The sequence below is a fragment of the Nocardia sp. NPDC050378 genome, from assembly GCF_040655675.1.
Classification (GTDB): Bacteria; Actinomycetota; Actinomycetes; order Mycobacteriales; family Mycobacteriaceae; genus Nocardia; species Nocardia coubleae.
On record NZ_JBFAKI010000012.1, the window covers coordinates 1 to 22,918 of the forward strand.

At 67.4% G+C, this 22,918-nt stretch carries 24 protein-coding genes; 17 read left to right on the forward strand and 7 right to left on the reverse strand.

Annotated elements, in window-relative coordinates; genetic code table 11:
- Positions 1 to 159 precede the first annotated feature (159 nt).
- Entirely contained in the window at positions 160 to 990 is an 831-nt protein-coding gene (locus AB0I35_RS23695; protein ID WP_357398389.1) for an intradiol ring-cleavage dioxygenase, read from the reverse strand.
- A gap of 56 nt (positions 991 to 1,046) precedes the next feature.
- Positions 1,047 to 2,018, reverse strand: coding sequence for a helix-turn-helix domain-containing protein (locus AB0I35_RS23700; protein ID WP_357398390.1), 972 nt, complete (start codon positions 2,016 to 2,018; stop codon positions 1,047 to 1,049).
- Positions 2,019 to 2,452: 434 nt separating this feature from the next.
- Between AB0I35_RS23700 and AB0I35_RS23705 the strand changes: the two genes are divergently transcribed.
- From AB0I35_RS23705 to AB0I35_RS23720, 4 genes are read left to right on the forward strand one after another with little or no spacing between them, the layout of a single operon-like run.
- Positions 2,453 to 4,813 (forward strand): ATP-binding protein, encoded by a 2,361-nt coding sequence (locus AB0I35_RS23705; RefSeq protein WP_357398391.1) that lies wholly within the window; start codon positions 2,453 to 2,455, stop codon positions 4,811 to 4,813.
- A gap of 13 nt (positions 4,814 to 4,826) precedes the next feature.
- A complete protein-coding gene (locus AB0I35_RS23710; RefSeq protein ID WP_357398392.1) occupies positions 4,827 to 5,258 on the forward strand; it encodes a roadblock/LC7 domain-containing protein in 432 nt (143 codons plus the stop codon).
- Positions 5,255 to 5,641: a DUF742 domain-containing protein gene (locus AB0I35_RS23715; protein ID WP_357398393.1), complete on the forward strand. Its 387-nt coding sequence runs from the start codon at positions 5,255 to 5,257 to the stop codon at positions 5,639 to 5,641. Before AB0I35_RS23710 ends, AB0I35_RS23715 begins: the two co-directional genes overlap by 4 nt.
- Positions 5,622 to 6,218 (forward strand): ATP/GTP-binding protein, encoded by a 597-nt coding sequence (locus AB0I35_RS23720; protein ID WP_357398395.1) that lies wholly within the window; start codon positions 5,622 to 5,624, stop codon positions 6,216 to 6,218. The genes AB0I35_RS23715 and AB0I35_RS23720 overlap by 20 nt, the downstream gene beginning before the upstream one ends.
- Positions 6,219 to 6,255: 37 nt before the next feature.
- Here the strand turns inward: AB0I35_RS23720 and AB0I35_RS23725 are convergent, their stop codons facing one another.
- Complete coding sequence (locus tag AB0I35_RS23725) at positions 6,256 to 6,759, reverse strand: MarR family transcriptional regulator (RefSeq protein ID WP_357398396.1); 504 nt, start codon at positions 6,757 to 6,759, stop codon at positions 6,256 to 6,258.
- A 133-nt stretch (positions 6,760 to 6,892) separates the two neighbouring features.
- Here AB0I35_RS23725 and AB0I35_RS23730 point away from each other — a divergent pair, with 133 nt between their 5' ends.
- The 5 genes from AB0I35_RS23730 (at position 6,893) to AB0I35_RS23750 (ending at position 10,897) form a co-directional block, all read left to right on the forward strand.
- A complete protein-coding gene (locus AB0I35_RS23730) occupies positions 6,893 to 7,330 on the forward strand; it encodes a DoxX family protein (RefSeq protein ID WP_357398398.1) in 438 nt (145 codons plus the stop codon).
- A 25-nt stretch (positions 7,331 to 7,355) separates the two neighbouring features.
- Positions 7,356 to 8,267 (forward strand): class III extradiol ring-cleavage dioxygenase, encoded by a 912-nt coding sequence (locus AB0I35_RS23735; protein WP_357398399.1) that lies wholly within the window; start codon positions 7,356 to 7,358, stop codon positions 8,265 to 8,267.
- A gap of 75 nt (positions 8,268 to 8,342) precedes the next feature.
- The gene (locus AB0I35_RS23740) at positions 8,343 to 9,197 is read left to right on the forward strand and encodes an SDR family oxidoreductase (RefSeq protein WP_357398400.1); all 855 of its coding nucleotides are present in this window, start codon (positions 8,343 to 8,345) and stop codon (positions 9,195 to 9,197) included.
- A gap of 203 nt (positions 9,198 to 9,400) precedes the next feature.
- Positions 9,401 to 10,192 (forward strand): enoyl-CoA hydratase-related protein, encoded by a 792-nt coding sequence (locus tag AB0I35_RS23745; protein WP_357398401.1) that lies wholly within the window; start codon positions 9,401 to 9,403, stop codon positions 10,190 to 10,192.
- 42 nt (positions 10,193 to 10,234) lie between these two features.
- Positions 10,235 to 10,897, forward strand: coding sequence for a TetR/AcrR family transcriptional regulator (locus AB0I35_RS23750; RefSeq protein WP_357398402.1), 663 nt, complete (start codon positions 10,235 to 10,237; stop codon positions 10,895 to 10,897).
- A gap of 71 nt (positions 10,898 to 10,968) precedes the next feature.
- Here the strand turns inward: AB0I35_RS23750 and AB0I35_RS23755 are convergent, their stop codons facing one another.
- On the reverse strand, positions 10,969 to 12,168 hold the full coding sequence (locus tag AB0I35_RS23755) for a cytochrome P450 (protein ID WP_357398403.1): 1,200 nt from the start codon (positions 12,166 to 12,168) through the stop codon (positions 10,969 to 10,971).
- A gap of 191 nt (positions 12,169 to 12,359) precedes the next feature.
- Between AB0I35_RS23755 and AB0I35_RS23760 the strand changes: the two genes are divergently transcribed.
- The 7 genes from AB0I35_RS23760 to AB0I35_RS23790 all read left to right on the forward strand — a co-directional run bounded on the left by AB0I35_RS23760 (position 12,360) and on the right by AB0I35_RS23790 (position 19,029).
- Positions 12,360 to 13,049, forward strand: a complete 690-nt coding sequence (locus AB0I35_RS23760) for a protocatechuate 3,4-dioxygenase subunit beta (protein WP_357398405.1) — start codon at positions 12,360 to 12,362, stop codon at positions 13,047 to 13,049.
- A gap of 7 nt (positions 13,050 to 13,056) precedes the next feature.
- The gene (locus AB0I35_RS23765) at positions 13,057 to 13,587 is read left to right on the forward strand and encodes a hypothetical protein (protein WP_357398407.1); all 531 of its coding nucleotides are present in this window, start codon (positions 13,057 to 13,059) and stop codon (positions 13,585 to 13,587) included.
- Between the two features lie 13 nt (positions 13,588 to 13,600).
- The gene (locus AB0I35_RS23770) at positions 13,601 to 14,383 is read left to right on the forward strand and encodes an alpha/beta hydrolase (RefSeq protein WP_357398408.1); all 783 of its coding nucleotides are present in this window, start codon (positions 13,601 to 13,603) and stop codon (positions 14,381 to 14,383) included.
- Between the two features lie 145 nt (positions 14,384 to 14,528).
- Positions 14,529 to 15,278, forward strand: a complete 750-nt coding sequence (locus tag AB0I35_RS23775) for an SDR family NAD(P)-dependent oxidoreductase (RefSeq protein WP_357398409.1) — start codon at positions 14,529 to 14,531, stop codon at positions 15,276 to 15,278.
- A gap of 28 nt (positions 15,279 to 15,306) precedes the next feature.
- The gene (gene sucB, locus AB0I35_RS23780; protein ID WP_357398410.1) at positions 15,307 to 16,587 is read left to right on the forward strand and encodes a 2-oxoglutarate dehydrogenase, E2 component, dihydrolipoamide succinyltransferase; all 1,281 of its coding nucleotides are present in this window, start codon (positions 15,307 to 15,309) and stop codon (positions 16,585 to 16,587) included.
- A 136-nt stretch (positions 16,588 to 16,723) separates the two neighbouring features.
- Positions 16,724 to 18,244, forward strand: coding sequence for a long-chain fatty acid--CoA ligase (locus tag AB0I35_RS23785; RefSeq protein ID WP_357398411.1), 1,521 nt, complete (start codon positions 16,724 to 16,726; stop codon positions 18,242 to 18,244).
- Positions 18,244 to 19,029, forward strand: a complete 786-nt coding sequence (locus AB0I35_RS23790; RefSeq protein WP_357398413.1) for a glucose 1-dehydrogenase — start codon at positions 18,244 to 18,246, stop codon at positions 19,027 to 19,029. Before AB0I35_RS23785 ends, AB0I35_RS23790 begins: the two co-directional genes overlap by 1 nt.
- A 74-nt stretch (positions 19,030 to 19,103) precedes the next feature.
- Here the strand turns inward: AB0I35_RS23790 and AB0I35_RS23795 are convergent, their stop codons facing one another.
- A complete protein-coding gene (locus tag AB0I35_RS23795; protein ID WP_357398414.1) occupies positions 19,104 to 19,478 on the reverse strand; it encodes a 2Fe-2S iron-sulfur cluster-binding protein in 375 nt (124 codons plus the stop codon).
- Positions 19,479 to 19,489: 11 nt separating this feature from the next.
- On the reverse strand, positions 19,490 to 20,674 hold the full coding sequence (locus AB0I35_RS23800; RefSeq protein ID WP_357398416.1) for a cytochrome P450: 1,185 nt from the start codon (positions 20,672 to 20,674) through the stop codon (positions 19,490 to 19,492).
- Positions 20,675 to 20,782: 108 nt separating this feature from the next.
- On the opposite strand from AB0I35_RS23800, the gene AB0I35_RS23805 reads away from it, so the two are divergent.
- Entirely contained in the window at positions 20,783 to 21,721 is a 939-nt protein-coding gene (locus tag AB0I35_RS23805; protein WP_357398417.1) for a LysR family transcriptional regulator, read from the forward strand.
- On the opposite strand, the gene AB0I35_RS23810 is transcribed toward AB0I35_RS23805, so the two are convergent.
- On the reverse strand, positions 21,718 to 22,890 hold the full coding sequence (locus AB0I35_RS23810) for an acyl-CoA dehydrogenase family protein (protein WP_357398418.1): 1,173 nt from the start codon (positions 22,888 to 22,890) through the stop codon (positions 21,718 to 21,720). The genes AB0I35_RS23805 and AB0I35_RS23810 overlap by 4 nt on opposite strands.
- Positions 22,891 to 22,918 lie beyond the last annotated feature (28 nt).

A 22,918-nucleotide genomic window follows, 5' to 3' on the forward strand; every position in this document is an offset into this window, starting at 1 on the left:
GCGTCGTCGTAGTCGCCCGCATCGCCACCATCCCGCTCATCGCCGAGCGACTACGCGGAAACCGTCCCGGCTTGCGCGTACTCGTCGCCGGACTCGTCATCGCCGCCGTCGCCATGGCTATCGTCAGCGTGAAAGCCGCAGTCGGACATTGACTCGGAATCAGTTCGCCGGCGGCACGAAGGTGGCGGGCGGTGGTGTCTTGTCCGGGGTCACGCCCATCGACAGCGACGCCCGGAAACCCTGGTCGAGATCGGATCCGAGCGGTTCCATTCGCAGCGTGGTCTGCGCCCCACCCTGCTGAGCGAACAGGAAGTCGACATCGTTCGTCACGCGCTTCGGTTCCACGGGCCGGTTCGAGTAGGGCGGCGTCGCGACGACCCGTGCGCTGTACTCCTCCGGCAGGTAGAGCTGACCGGTGTGCACCATTCTTCCGCCTACGTGCACCAGCACATGGAGGTGGATCGAGCGGCCGTGATAGTAGCCGGGGTATATGGTCTGGAACCTGACCGAACCGTCGGGACCGCTGATCTGCGTGCCGCGCAGGAACGTGGACGGGTCGGTCGGTTCCACGTGCGGTGTCGGGGTGGGCGGTTCGTTCGGATCGAGGTCGAGGTGTCCGGAGTAGTTGCCGAGCGCGTCACAGTGCCAGATGTCGACCACGGCGCCCGGCAGCGCAGCACACGACACCGCGTCGACGACGGTGAGGTTCAATTCGACCGGCACACCCTGCCGGTCCTCACGGATATCGGACCGAACAAGGTCGTGATCGATGTAGTACGGACCTTCGATCGCCTCGGGCGACAGCACGCAATTCGGTGGGGACGGGTTCGACGTGGATGTGGGTGGCACGGTCGCGTCGGTGGTTTCCTCTGCCGATGCGCACGCCGCCACCCCCAACCCCACCGCACCGAGACCTACCGCCGCCAGCAGTGTCCGTCGAGAGGTGCCGCGACCGGCAGCTTCCTGTGCACGAGTTCGCTGTTCATCCATGGAGCCGAATGTAGATCGGCGGCCCACCGGATCGCCGGTGCTGGACCACAAGTCGGTTATGGCTGGTACCAGGTGAACGGCCGCCGGGTGCGCGCGGCGCTGTGCAGTATGCGATCGACCGCCGGGACCGGTGCCGCTTCCGTCCCGGCGGCAGGGGCGAGCAGGCCGAGGTAGCGTTCGACGAGGGTGAGCCAGAAGTCCTTGCTGGGCGCGAAGTGCAAATGCAAGGCGTGATTGCGCTCCTGTGCCCGCACGATCGCTTCGAGATCGTGCGCCCGGTGACCGTGGCAGATCAGGTGTATTTCATGCCGATGGGAAACGCGCTGTTGCACGGTCCGGAGAAACCGGGCCAGTTCCCCCCGGTCACCTGCGCCGCCCCGCTCTGACAGCAGTTCGGCCAGGCGCCGGCGCCTGGCGATTCCCTGGGGTGGCGCGGCATCGCCGGTGGGTGCGACGATACCCGCCCCCCTCGCCCCGTCCACAGCGACAACCATGACCGTCTCGGGCGGTGCGATGAACAGTGCGCACCACGTCGCGGCCGCCAAGTACTGCCCGTCGACCTCGCGATGGCTGCCCGGAGTGATCCCGAACCGCTGCCAGATGCGGACTACCGACGACGGTGAGATCCCCACCCGGGCGGCCAAGTCGCGCTTGGTCCAGCGGACTCCGTTCGCCGGCGGCTCTGTCAACGTCGCATCGACGACCGCCTGCACTGTGTCCGTGGCGATTGTGCGGGGCGCGCCGGAGCGGGGGCGATCCTGCAGCGCGGGAACTCCGCCGGCCCGGAACCTGGCACGCCACTTGCCGACCATTTGGGGCGAGACGCCGAAGTCGCGTGCGATCGCCGCGTTCGGCTTGCCCTCCGCACCGGCGAGCACGATCTCGCATCGCAACCGCACCGCCGGTGGAGTGGAGGGGCCGACGATCCAGCGCAACAGTTCCGCACGCTCGTCTTCGGTCGATCCGATACCGAGCCCAGCGGACGGATTTCCCGTTGCCGGCTGCGCATTCACGAACTTCCGGTCCATCCTCACTGCTCCTTTCCGGTGCACCCGCGATCACCTCTCCCCGGCGGAGGAGGGCTCGGTCAGCTCGCCATCTCGCGAGAGCGCAACGCAAGGACCTGAGTCACAGACAACTCAGGCATCAACAGGTCGAATACCTCGCACAGGCGACTCGTTGTGCACCTTGCTTCCACGCCGCGAACAGATGACAGCCTTGCCGCCACCACGATCTTCCGGGGTCGAACTCCGGAATCCCGCGCGCCGTCGAGTCCGCTACGAACACTACGACGTACTCCGGAGACGCGGGCCGACCATCGCCCTCGCAGCAGGGCAACGAAAAGGACCAGGTAGTGACTCCGCAGACAGCTGCACCCGCGAGCGAGCAGTCGAGCACCGGCGGCCGAGAACGACGTCGGCTCCGCTTGCCCATCCGTCGTCGGACAAGTATCCGAACCAGGGTGCTCGCGATCGCGCTGATCCCGAGCGTGGCCCTGATGGGCATCGGCATCACCGTCGTCTCGGTGCTCGGTGGGCAGGCCCGGACCGTCGGGGATTGGTACGAATTCCGCGAGGGTTCCAGCGACCTGGTTCAGGATTTCGTCCGCACGCTCCAGCAGGAGCGCACTATCAGCGTGCGGGTGCGGGATCAAACACCGGGATCCGCCGCTGCTCTGCCCGGCCGCCGACAGCAGACAGACACGGCGATGCTCGGAATCCGCGAGCTGACCGCTTCGACCGCGCGACAATTCGAAGCGATAGCGGAGCTGCCCGCCTTCACCCGTACTCTCGATCTCCTGGGCAAGCTGGCGACGATCCGGGCCGGCGTGGACAGCGGGCAACTCTCGATTCTCGATATCGACACCTACTACTCCGACCTCGTCGAGAACCTGGCCGAGTTCCTCGTGCAGACCGCGGTTCCGAACGCACCGAACAATCAGGCCACCGCCGAAGAACTCGGCGCCGTGACCATGCTGCGAGTCGCCGATACGCACGCACGCGCCATCGCACGCGCCACCAGCCGAACGGTCGAGGGCGCCGAGGCAGAGGCGGAGACGCGAATCATCTCGACCTTTCTGCTCGGAGCTAGAAGGCAACTGGCAGCCTCGGTCGGCCAACTCGGCGCGCCCACACAGGACGGCTACCGCCGGTTGATCGGAACCGAGGAGTGGAAGCTCGCCCAAGACGGCGAGAACCAGCTCATGGACTACGGGCAGCTGCTGATCCCCTACCCGGACTGGATACGTGCCGAGGAGGTGGTGGGTGCCCGGCTAGCCGATTTGTTCGTGACCCAGCTCGGGCACTCCACGAGTATCGCCGACGATGCCGCCAGCAATTCGGCGAGGCAGGCGACGTGGGCGGGCATCGCGGTGTTGTCGCTCATCGTTGCCACGTTCGGACTCGCGGTGATGCTGGCGCAACGCCTGGTGCGCCGACTGCTCGCCTTGCGGTCCCGCAGCCTCGAACTGGCCGACCGGACGCTGCCTGCGCTCATCGATCGCATCCGCGACGGCGGCGCCGTCGACCTGGATGCCGAAATCGGCCGAGGTCAGCCGGACGGCGACGAAATCGACCAGGTGGCAGCGGCATTCGCCACCGCGCAGCGGACCGCGGTGAACGCCGCGCTGGAACAGGCCCGGACCCGATCCGGTTTCGAGAAAGTGTTTCTCGACATCGCCCGCCGCAACCAAGCGGTGATCCGCAAACAGCTCGAGGTGCTCGATCTGGCCGAGTCGAAACAGAACGACCCCGAACACCTGCAGCTGCTGTTCGATCTCGACCATCTCACCACCCGAGCCCGCCGCAACGCCGAGAACCTGCTGATCCTCGGCGGCAGCAGGCCAGGGCGCCGGTGGCGCGAGCCGGTCCCGTTGGAAGACGTGGTCCGTAGCGCGGTCTCGGAAACCGAGGGCCTGTCCCGGGTGGGGACCACGCGTGTCCCTGCGGCGTCGGTGTCGGGCCCGGTCGTGGCCGACCTCGTCCACCTGCTGGCCGAACTCGTCGACAACGCCGCCAACTTCTCTCCACCCGACGCACCGGTGGCCATCCACGGCAACACAGTCGGCCGCGGCGTCGTTGTCGAGGTCGAAGACCAAGGACTCGGAATCCGCTTCGAGGAACGCGAACGCCTCAACGACACCTTGCACAACCCACCGGATTTCCATGAGATGGCGCTGGACGGACAGCGCCATCTGGGACTGTTCGTCGTCGGCCGTCTGGCGCGACGACACGGAATCACGGTGACCCTGCAGGAATCCGCCTACGGCGGCATCAAGTCGATCGTGCGCATCCCTACCGAAGCACTGTCCGCGGATCCCGCGCCCCGTCGTGAGCAGACCACCGGCGCCGCACTCTCCGGCGGCCCGCCGGTCCCCGAACGGATCCGTCCAGGCGGGCGCGACACCCGGTTCGACCCGTCGGCTCGCCAGATCGACCACACCGGTCGGCGCATGCGCCCCACCCCCGCGGCTGCCGCACAGACCGGCCACGGTCCCGGCGTCCCTGACAGCCTCGCCGCGCCGAACGGGGCGACGCCGCAATCGGTCGACACCGCTGCCGAGATCGCCGCACAGTCCACCCGGGCGATCGAACCGGTCACCGGCACCGCCGTGCGTGTCACCCAGGGCCGCGCTCCCCTGCCCCGGCGGGCACGGCAGAGCCATCTCGCACCCGAGCTACAGCGTGGCCACTCCGCCGCCGCACCGGTCGCGCAGCCGGAACCCTTACTTCCCCACCGCAGCGCCGAGTTCGCCCGCGGCACGATGAGCGCCTTCCAGCGCGGCACCCGGCAAGCCCGCACTGCCGCCACCGATCCCCAGTGAAACGGACCAACGCATGAACGACAACATCACCGGCCACCACGAGCTGGACTGGCTGCTCAACGGGCTCGTCGACCGAGTCCCGGGCGCGGAGAACGCCGTCGTCCTGTCCGCCGACGGCCTGGCCTTGGCGGCCTCGAACGGACTCGATCGGGAAAGTGCCGAGCATCTGTGCGCCATGGCCTCGGCGATGCACAGCCTCGGCCGTGGACTCGGCACGCGGTTCGGTAAAGGCGTGCTGCTGCAAACCGTCACCGAACTCGAGCACGGCTATGTCATCGTCACCGAGGCCGGGCACGGCGCGTGTCTTGCGCTGCTGGCCGACACCGAAGCCGATCTGGGCCTTGTCGCCTACCAGATGAACGTCATCGTCGGGCAGGTCCGCGACCAGCTCTCGGCCGATCCCCGAACGCGGGTGGAGCCGTCGATGTCGTCGCTGCAGCAGTGAGTCAGCACAGCTCCGGACTCCCCGTACCGGAAACGGACGACGATCCCGGCCCGTTGGTGCGACCCTTCGCGGTGACCCGGGGACGCGCCGGCATCGACCGCTACGACCTGGACCTGCTCACCCTCGTCGTCGCGGTGGCCACACCGACCGAGTCCACCGAACTCGACCATGAATACGGCGCGATCGTGAACCTGTGCCAGGGGCGCCCCCTGTCCGTCGTCGAGCTCTCGGCACATCTGAATCTCCTGGTCGCCGCCGTGAAAGTACTTGTCAGTGACCTCATTCAGGCCGGCTATGTGATCCACAGATCCCCGATCAACGCACAACAACGGCCCGACACCCATCTCATCCAGGCGGTACTCGATGGCGTACGCAGACTCTGACCACCCGAGCCCGGCAGGCATCCAGGCCGTGCGCGTGGTCAAACTTCTCATCGCGGGGGGCTTCGGCGTCGGAAAGACGACCATGGTCACTTCGCTCAGCGAGATCACCCCGTTGCGCACCGAGGAACAGATCACCGAACGCAGCGTCGGTGTCGACGACCTCACCGGCGTCGAATCGAAGACGACCACCACGGTCGCGCTCGATTTCGGGCGGATCACCATCGGCTCCGACCTGGTGATGTACCTGTTCGGCACCCCAGGACAGGACCGCTTCTGGTTCATGTGGGACGAGTTGTCCACCGGGGCACTGGGTGCCGTCGTCCTCGCCGACACCCGGCGGCTCGACGGGGCGTTCGCGCCCGTGGACTTCTTCGAGTCACGCGGTATCCCCTTCGTCGTCGCCGTCAACTGCTTCGACGACGCCGACATCTACTACGAAGACGAAATCCGCGGCGCGCTGGACCTGCCCGCACATGTGCCGGTGCTCATGTGCGATGTTCGGCTGCGCGAATCGGCCAAGCAGGTGGTGGTTGCCTTGATGGAACACCTCATGACTTCGGCGGTCGCGCAGACCTGAGGTGGTCCACGCCCCGGTCGCCGACGGGCCCGCGTCCCTACTCGGACGCTCGGTCGTCGCGGGTATATGTCGCCGTCAGCGTTCCGGAAGGATCCAGTTCCGCCAGGATCGCAGCGCCGATCTCGGCCAGCTGGTCGACTTGCTCCGCGGACAGCGTGTCGATGACGTAGCGGCGAACGGTGGCGACGTGCCCCGGCGCGGCGCGGCGCACCTTGTCCAGGCCTTGCTCGGTGAGCCGGACCTTGGTGACGCGCCCGTCATCAGGGTCGGGCACTCGTTCCACCAGGCCCCTGGCTCCCAATCGGGTGACGACATGGGAGAGCCGAGCCAGCGTGGCGTTGGTCCGTTTCGCCAGCTCGGACATGCGCAGCATCCGATCGGGCGCTCCGGAGAGCGCGGCCTGGGTGTAGTACTCGAACTCCGTCAGGTCGTCGTCCTCGCGCAACTGGGCATCGAGTACGCCCGGGAGCAATTCGAGTACGGCACGCAGGGAGACCCAGGCTTGCAACTGCCGTTGATCCAGCCATTGTGTGTCGCCCATCACATCTCCCCGGGGAATGTCCATGCTGCCGCTGTTGCTCTACCGAGCGACAATACTTGTCGCAACAACAATTTACCCCAGTTGCGAACCCGCGCCCGATGGCCTCGCTTTCTCCTCGACGACAGGATCCGCTATGACTTTTCCCGCTCCCGCCCGCGACCTCGCTGTGCTGCTCGCCCGCGTCGCCGTCGGCATCGTCTTCATCGCCCACGGCTGGCAGAAACTGGTCACCAACGGCATCGACGGCACCGCGATGTTCTTCGAACAGGCCGGCGTCCCCGTCGCTACGGCCAGCGCCTGGTTCGCCGCCCTCGTCGAACTCATCGGTGGGGCCGCCCTGATCCTCGGCGCCGCTGTGCCCGTCGCAGGCTTGCTGCTGCTGATCAACATGATCGGCGCCTTCGTGTTCGTCCACGCCGGCTCGGGCCTGTTCGTCAGCAACGGCGGCTACGAACTCGTCCTCGTCCTCGGGGCCGCTTCGCTGCTGCTCGCCGCCGTCGGTTCCGGCCGTTTCGGCGTCGACCATCTGTTCACCGGTCGCCGCAAGAACGCACTGCCTGCGACCGCCTGATCCAAACCGACCGCAGAGGAACACCATGAACCCGACGGCACCGTCCACCACAGCCGCGGCCGACGCCCGGATACCGGCGGCGCACCCGTTCGCCGCCCACCTTCGGCGGGCCGCAGACCTCGAAGCCGCTGCGCCGCACCGGCATTGGATATCCGACGACGGGCCGCTACCCGCCCTCTACCTCTCCCACGGCGGTGGACCGATGCCGTTGGAGAGCCCGCGCTGGCTGGACCCGCTGCACGACTGGGCTCGCGCCCTGCCCAAACCGAAGGCGATCCTGGTCGTCTCCGCGCACTGGGAGTCCGCACCGCTCTCGCTCACCGCGGACAGACCCGAGGAACTGGTCTACGATTTCGGCGGCTTCGACCCCCTCTACTACTCCATGCGGTACGACACCCCCGACGCAGGCGAATTGGCACGGCAGGTAACGGGTCTCATGCCCGACACCGAGCACCCACACCGCCACACCGGGCGCGGACTGGACCACGGTGCCTGGGTTCCACTGAAGATCATGTACCCCGCCGCCGACGTCCCGGTACTGCAACTGAGCCTGCCCACCGAGCACCCGGACCGGCTACTGGCGATCGGTGAGCGCCTGCGCCCACTGCGCGAACAGGGCGTTCTCGTGATCGGCTCGGGTCATATGACCCACGGCCTGCCGTTCCTGACCCCGGAAATGATGCACGAGAACAAGGTGCCGGGATGGTCGGCCGACTTCGACGCGTGGGGCGCCGACGCCCTGGCTCGCGGTGACGTCGCCGAACTCGCGCGCTTCCGCACCGCCGCACCCGGGATGCCGTTCGCGCATCCCACCGTGGAGCATTTCACCCCGTTGTTCGTCACGCTCGGTGCCGCAACCGATGCGACCACACCGGTGACCACCACCATCGACGGCTACGAATTCGGGCTGTCGCGGCGCTCCTTCCAGATCGCCTGAACAACTGTCGCCCCTTTCGGCGCACCCGAAATTTCCTCGACGCCACGTCGAAACCAACACAAGGAGAACCCGATCATGTCCATCGTCGTCACCGGCGCCACCGGCCACCTGGGCCGACTGGTCGTCGAAGCACTCCTCGACCGGGGCGTACCCGCCGAGCAGATCGTCGCGACCGGCCGCCGCGTCGAGAGCATCGCCGACCTGACCGAACGCGGGGTGACCGTCCGACACGCCGACTTCACCGACCCCGAGTCCCTGCTCGCGGCCTTCGCCGGTGCGGACAAGCTGCTGCTGGTCTCGGGGAGCGAGGTGGGACAGCGAATGTCGCAGCACCGCAATGCGATCACCGCGGCCGCGCAGGCCGGAGTCGGCCTGATCGCCTACACCAGCCTTCCCCACGCCGACACCTCGACATTGATGCTGGCCGACGAGCACCTGGCCACCGAGCAGATGCTGGTCGAGGCCGGCGTGCCCTACGTCGTCCTGCGCAACGGCTGGTACATGGAGAACTACACCACCCAGCTGCCCATCTTCCTCGAGCACGGGATCGTCGGCTCGGCGGGCACGGGCCGGGTCAGCGCCGCCACCCGGGCCGACTACGCCGCCGCCGCTGCCACGGTCCTCACCGAGGACGGCCACGCCGGTTCTACCTACGAACTCGGCGGGCAATCGTTCACCATGACCGAATTCGCCGCCGCCCTCTCCGATGTCGCCGGCCGCGAGATCACCTACACCGACGTTCCGGTCGAGCAGTACTCCCAGATCCTCGTCGGCGCCGGCCTCCCCGCACCGATGGCCGCAGCCTTCGCCGACAGCGATCGCGGCGTCGCCGAGGGACAGCTCTATATCGAGGGCAACGATCTCGAGCGGCTCATCGGCCGGACTCCGACCTCGATGCCGGAAGCGCTCGCCGCGGCGCTGCGGAATTGAGCCGTGACGCGCGGGTGGCGCGCCCGCGCGTCCGCACCACCGCCTACTCGTCGCGAGCGCGGTTACCCACCCCGCCGACCAACCCGGCGACTCGGACCACAACGCTTGACCCGCGCAATAATATCGTGTACCAATCAGTCTAATTAATCGTGGGCTGCCTCGGCACCCGCCCCGATCGCGCGTTGGACCGAGAGTGAGCCCCCGTGAACCGCTTGGTAACTGTCGATATCCGTGACTCGGTGGCGACCGTCCGCCTCGACAACCCCCCGGTGAACGCCTTCGACGATCTCCTTCGCGCGCAACTGGGCGAGGCGATCCGCACTCTCGCCGACAACGGGTCCATCGGCGCCGTGGTCATCGCCGGCGGGCCGAAAGCGTTCGCCGCCGGGGCAGACCTGAAGCAACTCGCGGACATGGACTTCGAAACCGTCGTCGGCTGGAATCGGGCACTCCAGCGCGTGTTCACCGACATCGCGCAACTTCCGATGCCGGTCGTCGCGGCGGTGAACGGGTACGCGCTCGGCGGCGGGATGGAACTGGCACTGGCCGCCGACTTCCGGATACTCGGCGATCGGGCCACCCTCGCACTCCCGGAAATCCAGCTCGGGATCGTCCCGGGCGCCGGCGGGATGCAGCGACTGCGGCGGCTGGTCGGCGCGGGGCGCGCCAAGGAACTCATCATGTCCGGTCGCCGTGTGCGCGCCGACGAGGCCGTCGCGATCGGGCTGGCCGAACGCGTGGTGGCCGCCGATGACCTGCCGAACACGGCCCACGATTTCGCGGCGCAACTCGCCCGCGGCCCGCGCTTTGCTCTCGATGCCGTGAAACAGGCGATCGATCTGGGTGCCGACACCTCACTGGAGGCCGGCCTGGCGCTGGACCGGAGTTTCCTCGCCGGCCTGTTCGCCACCGGGGACCGGGTACGTGGTATTACGTCGTTCCTCGAGAACGGGCCTGGTCATGCGCGGTTCGGTGACGCGGCCGGGTCTGCGTAGACTCCGACCGGCGGCGGCATCGAGAACGAGGATCATATTCATATGGGACGACCACCGGGACACGGGCCGGGTTACGAGATCAAACGGCAGGAGATCATCGACCTGGCGGCTGGTCTATTCGCCAGGAACGGATACGCGGCCACCGGCATCACCGAGATCGGTGAGGCTGTCGGTCTGGCCAAGGGCGCGCTGTACTACTACATCCGCTCCAAGGAGAACTTGCTCGTCGAGATCCAGGAGCGCGTGCTCGACCCCCTACTGTCCTCGGCGAACGAGATCCGCGACCTCGACACCTCGCCGGCGATCAAGCTGCGCTTGCTGTCGGAATCATTGCTCGAGATCATCTTCGAGCGTCTCGACCATATCTGGGTGTACGAGCACGACTACCGGCAACTCACGGGTGACAATCTGGCCAGGATGCTCGAACGCAGACAAGAATTCGAGGCCATCGTGCGCGACCTGCTCGTCGCCAATATGGAGGCCGGGATCTTCCGCCGCGAAGACCCGACGTTGGCGACGTTGCAGTTCCTCAACCTGCACAACCACACCTATCAGTGGGTGAAGCCCGGTCATGGATGGGACCCGGCGTTCCTGTCCCGTGAGTACTGCAAGACGCTGTTCAGCGGGTTCGGCACGGGCAGTTTCGACAGCGAGGCCTTCGAAGCCGAACTCGCCGATTTCCGGCAGAGCAGCGGCCACCGCTGAGGCGTCGGTCGCCGGGGTGGTAATGGCCCGCGCACATCGGTCGCGAGCCGTCACCACCGCACAACCGGCAGTCAGCCCTTGATCAACCGCAGCGGCAGGCTGGTGAACCCGCGCATCCGGCCGGTCGTCGGCGTACCGGCTCCCGCGAGCGCGATCTCGGACGTACGGGCCAGGATCTCCTCCAGTGCCAGCCGCATTTCCAGCCGGGCCAACGGAGCTCCATAGCATTTGTGGATGCCGGTGCCGAAGGCCATGTGGTTGTTCGGCGACCTGTCGATGATGCACGCGCTCGGATGCTCGAAGGCCTCGGGGTCGAGGTCGGCGGCCGCGTAATTGAGCGCCACCCGGTCGCCTGCCCGGATCGTGCGGCCGTGCAGTTCGATGTCTTCGGTGGCGGTCCGCCCGATCGATTGCAGCGGCGTCTCGATGCGCAGGAACTCCTCGACCGCGGTCGGGATCTTCTCCGGGTTCCGCCGCAGGGTCGTCTGGATGTCCGGGTTGGTCGCCAGCCGGTACATCGAGGTGGCGAGCGCGTCGGCGGTGGTGGCGTGTCCTGCCACGAACAACTGGACGCCGATCTGCAGCACCGTGTGGTCGCTGAGGGGCTCCCCGTCGATCCGCGCCGCGAGGACACCGCTGAGCAGGTCCGTCTCCGGATCCAGCGGCCGGGCCCGCCGTTCGGCGATGACGCCCGCGATGTGCATTTCGAAGACCTGCCCGATCACCGCGTTGATCTTCTCGGGGTCCCAGCGCATCCGCTCGAAGTCGAGGAACTGCTCGACCAGTTCGGTGTAGGCGGCGGGGGGCAGGTTCAGCAGAGTGGCCAGCGCCCGGGCCGGAAACGGTTGACACAAACCCGTGACGATATCGCCCTCGCCCGCTTCGAGCAGCGGTTCGAGATGCTCGACGGCGTATCCACGCAGGGTCGGTTCCATCCGCGCCATGGCCTCCTTGGAGACGTAGCGGTTCAGCAGCCGGCGGTAGGTGGCGTGGACAGGCGGGTTGAGGGAGATGGGGATCTGGTCGGCGAAGTCGGGCCACTGGATGATCGGTGCCCCCGAGGCGAACTCGGCGGGTCGGCGAGCCGCCGCCTGGACGTCGGCATGGCGGGTGAGTGTCCAGTAGCCGCCGTGTTCGTCGGTCCAGGCCACCGGACATTCGGCACGTAGCCGTTCGTGCTCGGCGAGGCGCTGCACGGAGCGCCCACCAGGGCATTCTTCCGGTTTCCAGTCGGCGCGAAGCGGCGTAGGCTGGTTTTTTCGATCGGTCATACTAAAAAATCTAACCGCAGCAGCGGGTCGTTGTGACGCAGATCAAAAATTTGGTTGAATTTCCGCTCGGCGCCTTGACCAACTTTTTGGTTGACACCTTCTCGCGGGCCTCTGCATACTCGACCCAGGCGGCCGCCGCCGGTGACCGCCTTCCCGCTGCAATGGCGGAGCAGGAAGGAGCGCGAGCGCGCGTGTATACCGAGCCTTGGTATGTCCAACTCCCAGAGGGGTTTTCGACACCGGAATTCGACACGAAGATCTGGAGTCCCAAGAAACCGCTCGTCATCGTCGAACCCCGATTGTTCGACGCGTCCGCGCCGGTCTACGGCTACGGCGAGGTCGGTCCGACCGACAACGATCTGCTGGCCCAACACGACGGCGTGCCCATGGGTGAGCACATCATCGTCCACGGCCGGGTCACCGACAGCTGGGGTCGCCCCGCGCGGAACCTGCTCATCGAGATCTGGCAGGCCAACGCCGCGGGCAAGTACGTGCACGACCACGACAACACCCCGAAACCGCACGACCCCCACTTCACGGGCGCAGGCCGCACTCTCACCAACGCCGACGGCGAGTACCGGTTCCGGACCATCAAGCCGGGCGCGTATCCGTGGTGGAAGGATCGCGAGTCCTGGCGCGCACAGCACATCCATTTCTCCCTCACCGGCCGCGGCCTGGCCGAACGCTACGTCACGCAGATGCAGTTCCCCGGCGATCCCCTGCTCGAGCGGGATCCGGTCGTCAGCACCATCCCCGACGCGAAGGCACGCGCCCGACTGGTGGCCCAGCTCGACTGGGACGCCGCCATCACCGGAGTCGCCATCGGCTACCGGTTCGACATCGTCCTGGGCGGCTTCTACGCCACCCCCGCGGAGCACTGAGATGACCATGACCACAGACGATGAAGCCCGCACCACGACCGGCCGGCTGGTCCGCACCCCACGTACCATCCTCGGCCCGTACTTCACCCTGGGTAAGCCGCTGCGTGCCACCGTGGAGACCGATGACGACCGCGCCACGTTCACGATCACCGGGCGGGTCTTCAACGGACTCGGCCAGCCCGTCCCCCACACCCTGATCGAGACCAACCAGCCCGAGGGCTGGACGAGGTCGTTCAGCGAACTCGATGGCGTGTACCGGATCAGCACCGTGAAACCGACGGTCGGCGGCGGTCGATCGCCGCACCTGACGGTGCTGGTAGCCCCCGGTAACTTCATGATCCGGCCGGCATTGACCTGCCTCTACTTCCCGGACGAGGACAACGAGACCGACGAGCTGTTCGCACAGCTGTCGCCCGAACAGCGCGCGACATTGCTCGCCCGCACCACCGACGACGGCTACGAATTCGACATCCACCTCACCGGCGAATCCGAGACCACGTTCTTCGGCTGGCCCGGCCTGCACGACGACGCGGACTGAGGTGCGCGAACCTGTGGCAACCGGTCCCGACGACGTCGTCGTGATCCCGGGCGGCGAACTCGCCTACTGGGACACCGGCGGAACCGGACCGGTCGTCGTCGCCCTCCATCCGGCCACCGGAACGGCGGCGACCTGGGCACCCCAGCGTGCGCCGCTCGCCGACGCCGGATTCCGTCTCGTCGCCTATTCCCGTCGCGGTTACCTCGGGTCCACTCCGGTCGACCCCGGCAACCCGGTGTCGGCCGCCGCGGATCTCGCAGCGCTCGTCGAGGCCCTCGACCTGGACCGGATTCACCTCGTCGGTGCCGCCATGGGCGGCATCTACGCGCTCGATTTCGCGCTGACCTTCCCCGAGGTGGTCCACTCGCTGACCGCGGTGGGGAGCATGCTCGGCATCGTCGACGAGTCCTGGCGGACGGCGCTGGCCCGGGTGGGCCTTCCCGGCTCGGCGCAACTGCCACCGGAGTTCCGCGAGCTCGGCCCGAGCTACCGTGCCGAAAATCCGGATGGCGTCGAATCCTGGCTCCGGATCGCCCGCTCCGCTCACCCGGGCGGCCTGCACCTGCAGCCGACTGCCGGCGAGATCACCTGGAGCACGCTGCGTGAACTGCGTGCGCCCACCCTGCTCGTCGGCGGCGGGGCCGACCTCCTGGCCCCTGCACCGCTGCTCGAACAGGCGGCCGCTCGATTGCCGCAGGGCCGATACGCGCACGTGCCGGACGCCGGTCATGCCATCGCCTGGGAACGGCCCGACGAGTTCAACCGAGCACTACTCGGCTTCCTGCGCGCCGGGTAGCTGTGCCGGCCCGCGCGTAGCAATGCCTCCAGCTCCGACGCGGGCCGGTGCCCGGCACTTGACAGCAGAGCAGGGCATGGTTTCTTATACCGATTGTTCGAATTTATTTGGCCGGGCCGCTGCCGGTACATCTCAGGAGGTAACCATGGGCACACGATTCGAGTCCAAGACCGTTGTCGTGTCGGGTGCCGCCGGCGCCCTCGGCGCAAGCGTGGCACGGAGTTTCGCCGAAGAAGGCGTCGCGAATCTCGTCCTGGCAGACTTGAATCCCGCTGCCCTCGGGCCACTGGCCGCGAGCCTGCCCGGCACGGTGACCGTGCACACCGCGGCCCTCGACGTCACCGACGGCGCACAGTTCGACGAACTCATCGCCGACGCCGTCGGGCAGTTCGGCACCGTGGACGCACTGGTCAATTCCGCGGGAATCGTCTCGCCGAATGCCCGCATCCACAACCTGTCCACCACCGAATGGGAACGCGCGTTCTCGGTCAATCTCACCGGCACCTTCCACGGCATCCGCGCCGTTGCCCGCGCATTGCGCAAGAAGTCGCCGGTCTCGATCGTCAACATCGCCTCGGTCAGCGGGTTGACCGCGTGGGCCTATGCCGCGCCCTACTGCGCCTCCAAAGCAGGCGTGATCCACCTGACGCGGGTGGCTGCGCTCGAGTACGCGAAGGAAGGGCTGCGCGTCAATGCCGTCTGCCCCGGAACGTTTCCGTCGGCTATGCACGAGGGGCTGCCGCAGGCCGCGCTGGACGCCATCGAAGCCAAACACCCCCTCGGTTTCGGTGCGCCCACCGATATCACCGGCGCGGTCCTGTACCTGGCGAGCGACGAGTCCCGTTGGGTGACCGGTCAATCCATCGTCGTGGACGGCGGCTATTCGCTCCCGTGAACGAACGAGTCCCGGTAAGGAACCGATCATGCCCGTTGTAAATATGCCCGCCCTCGGCGAGAGCGTCACCGAGGGAACGGTCCTGCGCTGGCTGAAGGAAGAAGGCGAGGCGGTCGTCCAGGACGAACCGCTGCTCGAGGTGTCCACCGACAAGGTCGACACCGAGGTCGTGGCGCCCGCGTCCGGGATCCTGCGCACGATCCTCGCCCGCCCCGACGACGTTATCGCGGTGGGTGATCCACTCGGGGAGATCGGCGCCGCCATCGTGAGCCGGAACGAAGGCGCCGATCCCGAAAGCGCCACCGCCCCGGCCGCTACCGCACCGACACCGGCCGCTCCCCCGCCGCCTGCCGCGTCCGCGACGTCGACACAGCGCCCCTTCGCCACCCCGGCCGCCCGTCGGCACGCGCACGAACTGGGTGTCGCTTTGCAGACGGTGGACACGGATGGGGCGCCCATTCTGCTCAGGCATGTCCAGGCCCCCACCACCGCAGCAACCGGCACACCCGGCACCGCACCCGCCGACACCGTCACTCCGGCCTCCGCCGAGCGACAGGTGCCCGCTCCCGCCGCGACCGGACTCCGGGGCACCACACGCAAGGCCTCGCGCGTGCGCCGGATCACCGCCGAGCGGACCACAGCGTCGCTGCGCGAATCCGCGCAGCTGACACAGGTCTTCGAAGTCGATATGACCGCGGTGGCCGCGCTGCGCGCGCGAGCCAAGAGCGAATTCGCCCGACGCGAAGGGATCGCGCTGACCTTCCTGCCGTTCTTGGCCAAGGCCGCGGTCGAGGCGCTGCTGCAACATCCGAACCTCAACGCGGCCATCGACTCCACCAACACCACGATCACCTACCACGACACCGTGGGACTCGGGATCGCCGTCGACACACCGGCGGGTTTGTATTCGCCCGTGGTCGCCGGCGCCGACCAGCTGTCGCTGATCGGCCTCGCCCACGCCGTCTCGGAGATCGCGACCGCCGCCCGCGCGAACACGCTGCGCGCCGATCAGCTGCGCGGCGGCACTTTCACCATCACCAATATCGGCAGCAACGGCGCGCTGTTCGACACCCCGATCCTGGTCAACGGGCAATCGGGAATGCTCGGCTTCGGCGCGATCACGCGCAGGCCGATGGTGGTCACCGACACCGGCGGGCGCGAGTCTCTCGGAATCCGGTCGATGTGCTACCTCCCGCTGACATACGACCACCGTCTCGTCGACGGCGCCGACGCGGGACGGTTCCTGACCACCGTCAAACAGCGTCTCGAGGCCGCGGACTTCGCTGCCGAGCTGGGGCTGCAGACGTGATGAACGCGGCGAATCCGCCCACCGGAGACCGTCCGGGGCCGGCGCTGCCGCCTGGTGCGGCGGCCTACGATTTTATTAGTCTGATCGGTACACAATATCCGAGGTTCCCCTCGGCCACTCGAGTGAGGCCACGACGATGATCAACTTCGCCTCCGTGCTCGATACGAACGCGGCACGATTCCCTGACCGGACAGCCGTCTCCGACCGAGCCCGCGACACCACCTACGCACAACTGCACGCGCGCGTGAACGCCGTGGCCGCCCAGCTCCTCGAACTGGACATCCAGCGCGGCGACGTCATCGGCGTCCTGCTCTACAACCACACCGAGTTCCTGGAGATCATGTTCGCCGCCAACCGGATCGGCGCGGCCATCATGCCCCTGAACTACCGGTTGTCGGCCGAGGAGTGGCGCTACATTCTCGGCCATTCCGAGGCGGTGGCGATCCTCACCGAGGCCGAGTTCGAGGAGCGCATCGACGCGGTAGCAGTCGAGTTGCCGCTGCTCCGGCACAAGCTGACCATCACGAGCGCCCGGGACAGCTCGTGGCTCGACTATGAGACCGCCGTCGAGCGCCACCTGGGCGAAACCGTCGCCGTCTTGGATGTCGGCCCCCACGAGTTGCAGCGGTTGATGTACACCTCGGGCACCACCTCGCGCCCCAAGGGCGTGACGATCTCACACCAGAACCTGATCTGGAAGAACCTCGCCCACCTGATCGAATTCTCGTTGACCGGAGCGGACAACACGTTGGTCTGTGGTCCGCTCTACCACGTGGGCGGCATGGACCTGCCCGGCTTGGCCACCCTGCACGCCGGTGGCCGGATGAGCCTGGTGCAACGTTTCGACGCCGCTCTGGTGGTCGAGATGATCGAGCAACTGCGACCGACCGTCATCTGGCTCGCCCCGTCCATGATGAACGCGATCCTGCAGCTTCCGGACCTGCCCGACCGGGACACCTCCTCGATCCGGGTGATCATCGGCGGCGGCGAGAAGATGCCGATCCCGCTGCTCGACCGGATCGCCACGGCGTTCCCGAGCGCGTGGTTCGCCGACGCGTACGGCCTCACCGAGACAGTCGGTGGTGACACGATCAACGATGCCGCGCATATGCGTTCCAAGATCGGCTCCGTGGGGCGGCCGGTGGCCCACGTCCAGGTCGCCGTTGTCGACGACGAGAACCGGCCGGTGCCTGCGGGCACCAGCGGTGAGATCGTCGTGCGCGGGCCGAAGGTGACCAAGGCCTACTGGCGCGACGACGAAGCCACCCAGCGCGCCATCCAGGACGGCTGGTTCCATACCGGGGATATCGGGCGATTCGACGAAGACGGTTTCCTCTACATCGAAGACCGCAAGAAGGACATGATCGTCTCCGGTGGTGAGAACATCGCCACGCCGGAAGTCGAACGCGTCCTGTACGAGAACCCGGATGTCGTCGAAGCCGCCGTCATCGGTATTCCCCATCCGCGATGGGGCGAGGTGCCCAAGGCCTTCGTCGTGTTGCGCGAGGGCAGCACCCTCGGTGCCGAGGACCTGAAGCTCTTCTGCCGCGAACGCCTCGCCAAGTACAAGGTTCCGGCGGAGATCCAGATGACCTCGGCGCTGCCGCGCACTCCATCCGGAAAAGTACTCAAACGCACACTCCGAGAGGCTGATTGATGACCGAGCCACTGCCGACCCACCACCCCGCATTCGATCTGTCGGGCCGGATCGCGTGGGTCACCGGTGCGGGCAAGGGACTGGGCAAATCCATCGCGGCCGCACTCCACGCGGCGGGCGCGACCGTCGTGCTGACCTCGCGCACCACCGCCGATCTCGCCGAGGTCGCCGCGTCGCTGAGCGCGGCAGGCCGGGGCCGGACATCGGTGATCGCCGGTGCCGTCGACGCCACCGGTTTCGCGGCCGAGGCGGTCGAGCAGATTCTGGCCACGCACGGACAGCTCGACGTCCTGGTCAACTGCGCTGGCATCAGCCCGTCCTTCACCCGCAGCGAGGACGTGGCCGACGAGGACTGGCAGCGGGTTCTGCGGGTGAACCTCGACGGCGCGTTCTTCTGTGCTCGCGCGGCAGGCGCCGTGATGCTGAGCCGGGGTCGCGGCAGCATCATCAACGTCACCTCGGTGCACGCCAGCACCGGATTCGAGCGGATCCCGGCCTATGCGGCGAGCAAAGGCGGGCTCGATGCCCTGACCAAAACCCTCGCGGTGGAATGGGCAGACCGCGGGGTACGGGTCAACTCACTGGCACCCGGGTATTTCCGAACGGACCTGTCGTCGGGACTGCTGGACAGCCGCTGGGGTCAGCGCATTCTGGACGCCACACCCACGGGCCGATTCGGTACCCCCGACGAACTCGGCGGTGCGGCTGTCTTCCTGGCCAGCGATGCCTCCTCCTACGTGACCGGCACATCGCTCAACGTCGACGGCGGCTGGCTGGCCCGATAGTCGGCGCCGCCTCGGCAGCGGACTGCCGCCCGTGGTGCTCGTTCGCGAACGGACACCACGGGCGGCACGGCCCCCTACTCGCTGTCGACGACGTCGACGATCAGCGTCGATTCGGGTGTCACGGGAAGCTGGCAGCCCAGACGGCTGCGCAGCGGGTCACGATGGTCGACCGCGGAATCGAGAATGTCCAGTTCCTCGGCATACGGTTCGGGCAAACCGGGCAGATACTCCTCCCGAACCTTGACATGACAGGTACCGCACATCGCCTGTCCGCCACAGACGCCGACGATGCCGGGAATACCGTGTTCGACGGCCAGTTCCATCACGGTGGTCTCCTGTGTCACCGGCACGGATCTGGGCGCCGTTCCCGGGCACACATAGACCACGCTGCCGACAGCTGCCTGGATGTCCGCGTCTTCCACACGGTCGAGCGGTCGAGTCTCGGTCATGGTGGTGCTCCTCATTCGTTCGTGTCGACGGCCCAGGTCACGGGCAACTGCGGTAGCCCGCGAAAGAAGAATCCGTGGAATCGCGCGTCGGAGTCGACAGGTGTGAGTCCGGGCAGCGCGTCGTACAACAGCGGCCACGCGACCTCGGCCGACGACCGGGCCGCCCAGCTGCCCGCGCACATATGAATCCCCGATCCGAACGCCAGATGAGGCTTACGGGGACGCGAGACGATGAACTGCTCGGGCCGGTCGAAATGGCCCGGGTCGCGGTTGGCCGCACCCAGCAGCACCCAAACGGGCGATCCGGCCGGTATCACGACACCGTGGACCTCGGCATCGACGCGAGCCCGGCGCAACTGCGACTGGATCGGCGATATCCAGCGCACCGCTTCGTCGAACACCTGGGCATAGGTGGCCGTGCCTGCGCGGACGGCGGCCAGCTGGTCCGGGTACGCGGCCAGTGCGTAGATGCCCGTGGTGAGGACGTGCTGTGGTTCGTTGATACCGCCGGAGATGGCGAGTTTGGCGTTGGCGCGGATGAGATCCGGCGGCAGACCGGCGGCGATCATCATGGAGATCATCGACGCATCCGGCCGGCCGGCCAGCTCGGCCACGCGCCGGTCGATCGCGGCATCCGCCTCACTGTTGGCGGTATCGTTGTCCGCGAAACGTTCCAGGTCCCCCTGGGCCTGCTTCGCCACCGCGGCGATGAACGTGAGCGACCAGCGCTGGAGAGTCTCCCACGGCACATTCGGCAGGCCGACAACCACACCGAGATTCATCGCGGCATACGGGAGCGCGAAACCGGTGTTGAAGTCGGCGCCGGGGCCGAGTGCGCGGAATCGCTCCAGGGCCCGCGCGGCGTTCGTCTCGAAATGCGCGCGCCACACCTCGGCGATGGCCTTGGGCCGCAGGGCGGGGTTGACCGCCGCTCGCTCGCGCGCGTGCTCGGGGTCGCCTTTGCTGAGCATCACCTCGCCCATGGCCGCCCGCAACGCGTTGCCGTCTTCCTCGAAGCGCTCCCGATCGGCTTCCACGATGCGGCAACCGTCGAAGCTGGTGACGATATGGATGCCGAAATGGGGAGCGTGCACCACCGGCCCCAGTGCCCGCAGGCGGTCGTAGACGGGATAGGGGTCGTCGATCAACGCGTCCAGGGTTACCCAGTCCGCGCTCGGGGCTGTAGCCACGTTCATGCCATTACTCCTCGGCGAATATGTGATGTGGATCCCAGCATGAGCAGTCGGCTTCCAAAGGTAAAGAGCGATAATCTGTCTTGAATCCACGGAATTTCGGAGGAATGCATGGGCTTCGACGATCACCGCCGGTTCACCCTGCGTCAGCTCGCCGTTTTCGTCGCGGTGGCCGAATCCGGGGCGATCAGTGGCGCGGCGCGTGTCCTGGACATCTCCGAAACCTCCGTGTCGGCGACGCTGTCCGATCTCGAGCGGGCACTCGGCCAGCGGCTGTTCCTGCGCCGCCGCTCCCGGGGCGTGGAGCTGACCACCCATGGCCGGGCGGCACTCGACCGGGCGCGGAGGTTGCTCGAGGCGGCCGACGAGATGCACGTCGATCTGACCGACCGGCACAGCCTCCTCGCGGGTACCGTCCGGCTGGGCGTGATGAACGGACTCGCGCCCGTCTTGGCCCCACCGGTGATCGCCGCCTGCCGGGCAAGGTTCCCGGCGATCCGGCTCGAGCTGGTGCTCGACGGCCAGGAGCAGCTCGTCGACAGGCTGGGTACCGAAGTCGACCTGGCGGTTGTCCTCGGCAGACAGCTTCCCCGGCGCGTGCCGCGGCGCGAACTGTTCGAAACGCGCGTGCACGCCGTGCTGCCCGCCGACCACCCGCGGGCCGCGCAGGCGAGCGTCGCCCTGCGCGACCTCGCCGACGAGCCTTTCGTGATGTCGGATACGCCCGCGGCGGTCGAGCACGCGTACGCGATGTACGAGGCCATCGGCGCCACACCGAAGGTGGCCTACACCTGCCGCGGTCTAGAAGTCGTCCGCTCCCTGGTGGGGCGCGGGCTCGGCTTCACGTTGCAGGTTTTGCGTCCCTCCGGCGACCACTCCTACGAAGGCCTCCCGTTGGCCGTTCGCCCGATCGACGACGTCGACATCCGCGAGGTCGTCGTCGTCGCGTGGTCGGCGGAGGTACACACGTCCTCGCGTGCCGAGGCGCTGATCGAACTGACCGCGCAGGCGCTCGACACCGCCGAACTGCGAGCCGCGATGAATGTCTAGCGCGCCGTACCGGCCGGATACTTCTTCATCACCGAGCGCGCGATGACATTGCGCTGGATCTCGTTCGTACCCTCACCGATCTCCAGAATCTTGGCGTCGGCGTAGAACCGCGAGATGGTGGATTCGCGGACGAATCCGTAGCCGCCGTGGATCTGCACACTCGCGCTCGCCGCCCGGTTGGCCACCTCCGAGGCGTACAGCTTGGCCATGGCGGCCGCCTCACCGAAGGGGCGCCCGTTGTCGGCGAGCCAGGCCGCGCGGTAGACCAGGCTGCGCGCCGCCTCGACCTCGGTCGCCATATCGGCCAGCTTGTGCTGCACAGCCTGGAACCGCGACAGGGTCTTGCCGAACTGCTCGCGCTGCCCGGCGTGGACACCGGCCAGATCGAGCGCGGCCTGCGCGAGCGACAGCCCGAGTGCGGCCACACTGATCCGGCCACCGTCGAGCACGTCGAGGAATTGGCGCAGACCGTTGCCCTCGGTCCCGATCAAGTTCTCCGCCGGAATCCAGCAATTCTCGAACACCAGTTCTCGGGTGTCCATCGCGTGCCAGCCGATCTTGCGCAAAGGTCGGCCGACGGTATAGCCCTCTGTGCCCGTCGGCACGAAAAACGTGCCATACCGTTTGGTCCCGTCGCCGTTCGTCCCGGTCACGGCCAGCACGGTCACCCCGAGGCTGATCTCCGTGCCCGCGTTGGTGATGAACATCTTGGCACCGTTGAGCACCCATCCGCCCGCGTCTTCCCGCGCTGTCGTACGGATACCCGCGGCGTCGGAACCGGCCGTGGGTTCGGTCAGGCCGAACGCACCGATGTGCGTGCCCTGAGCGAGCGGGGTGAGCCACCGTCGCTTCTGCTCGTCGGTGCCGAAGGCCGCAAGCGGCAGCGAAGCGATGGTCGAGTGCGCATTCCACGCCGCCGCGAACGACTGGTCGGCATGCCCGATGGCCTCCATGGCCGCGACGTAGGAGACGTATCCGGCCGCCGCGCCGCCGTACTCCTCCGGGATGAGCAGGCCGGCCAGGTCGAGTTCGCCCATCTTCTGGAACACCTCGCACGGAAACCGCTCCTCCTCGGACCACGCTTCGGCGTGCGGCTCGATCTCCTTCTCGGCGAAGTCTCGGCAGAGCCCCTGAAGCTCACGCGCCTCCGCGGGCAGGTCTAGGTCCATTGCGTGTTCCGTCCTCGAATTCGCCACT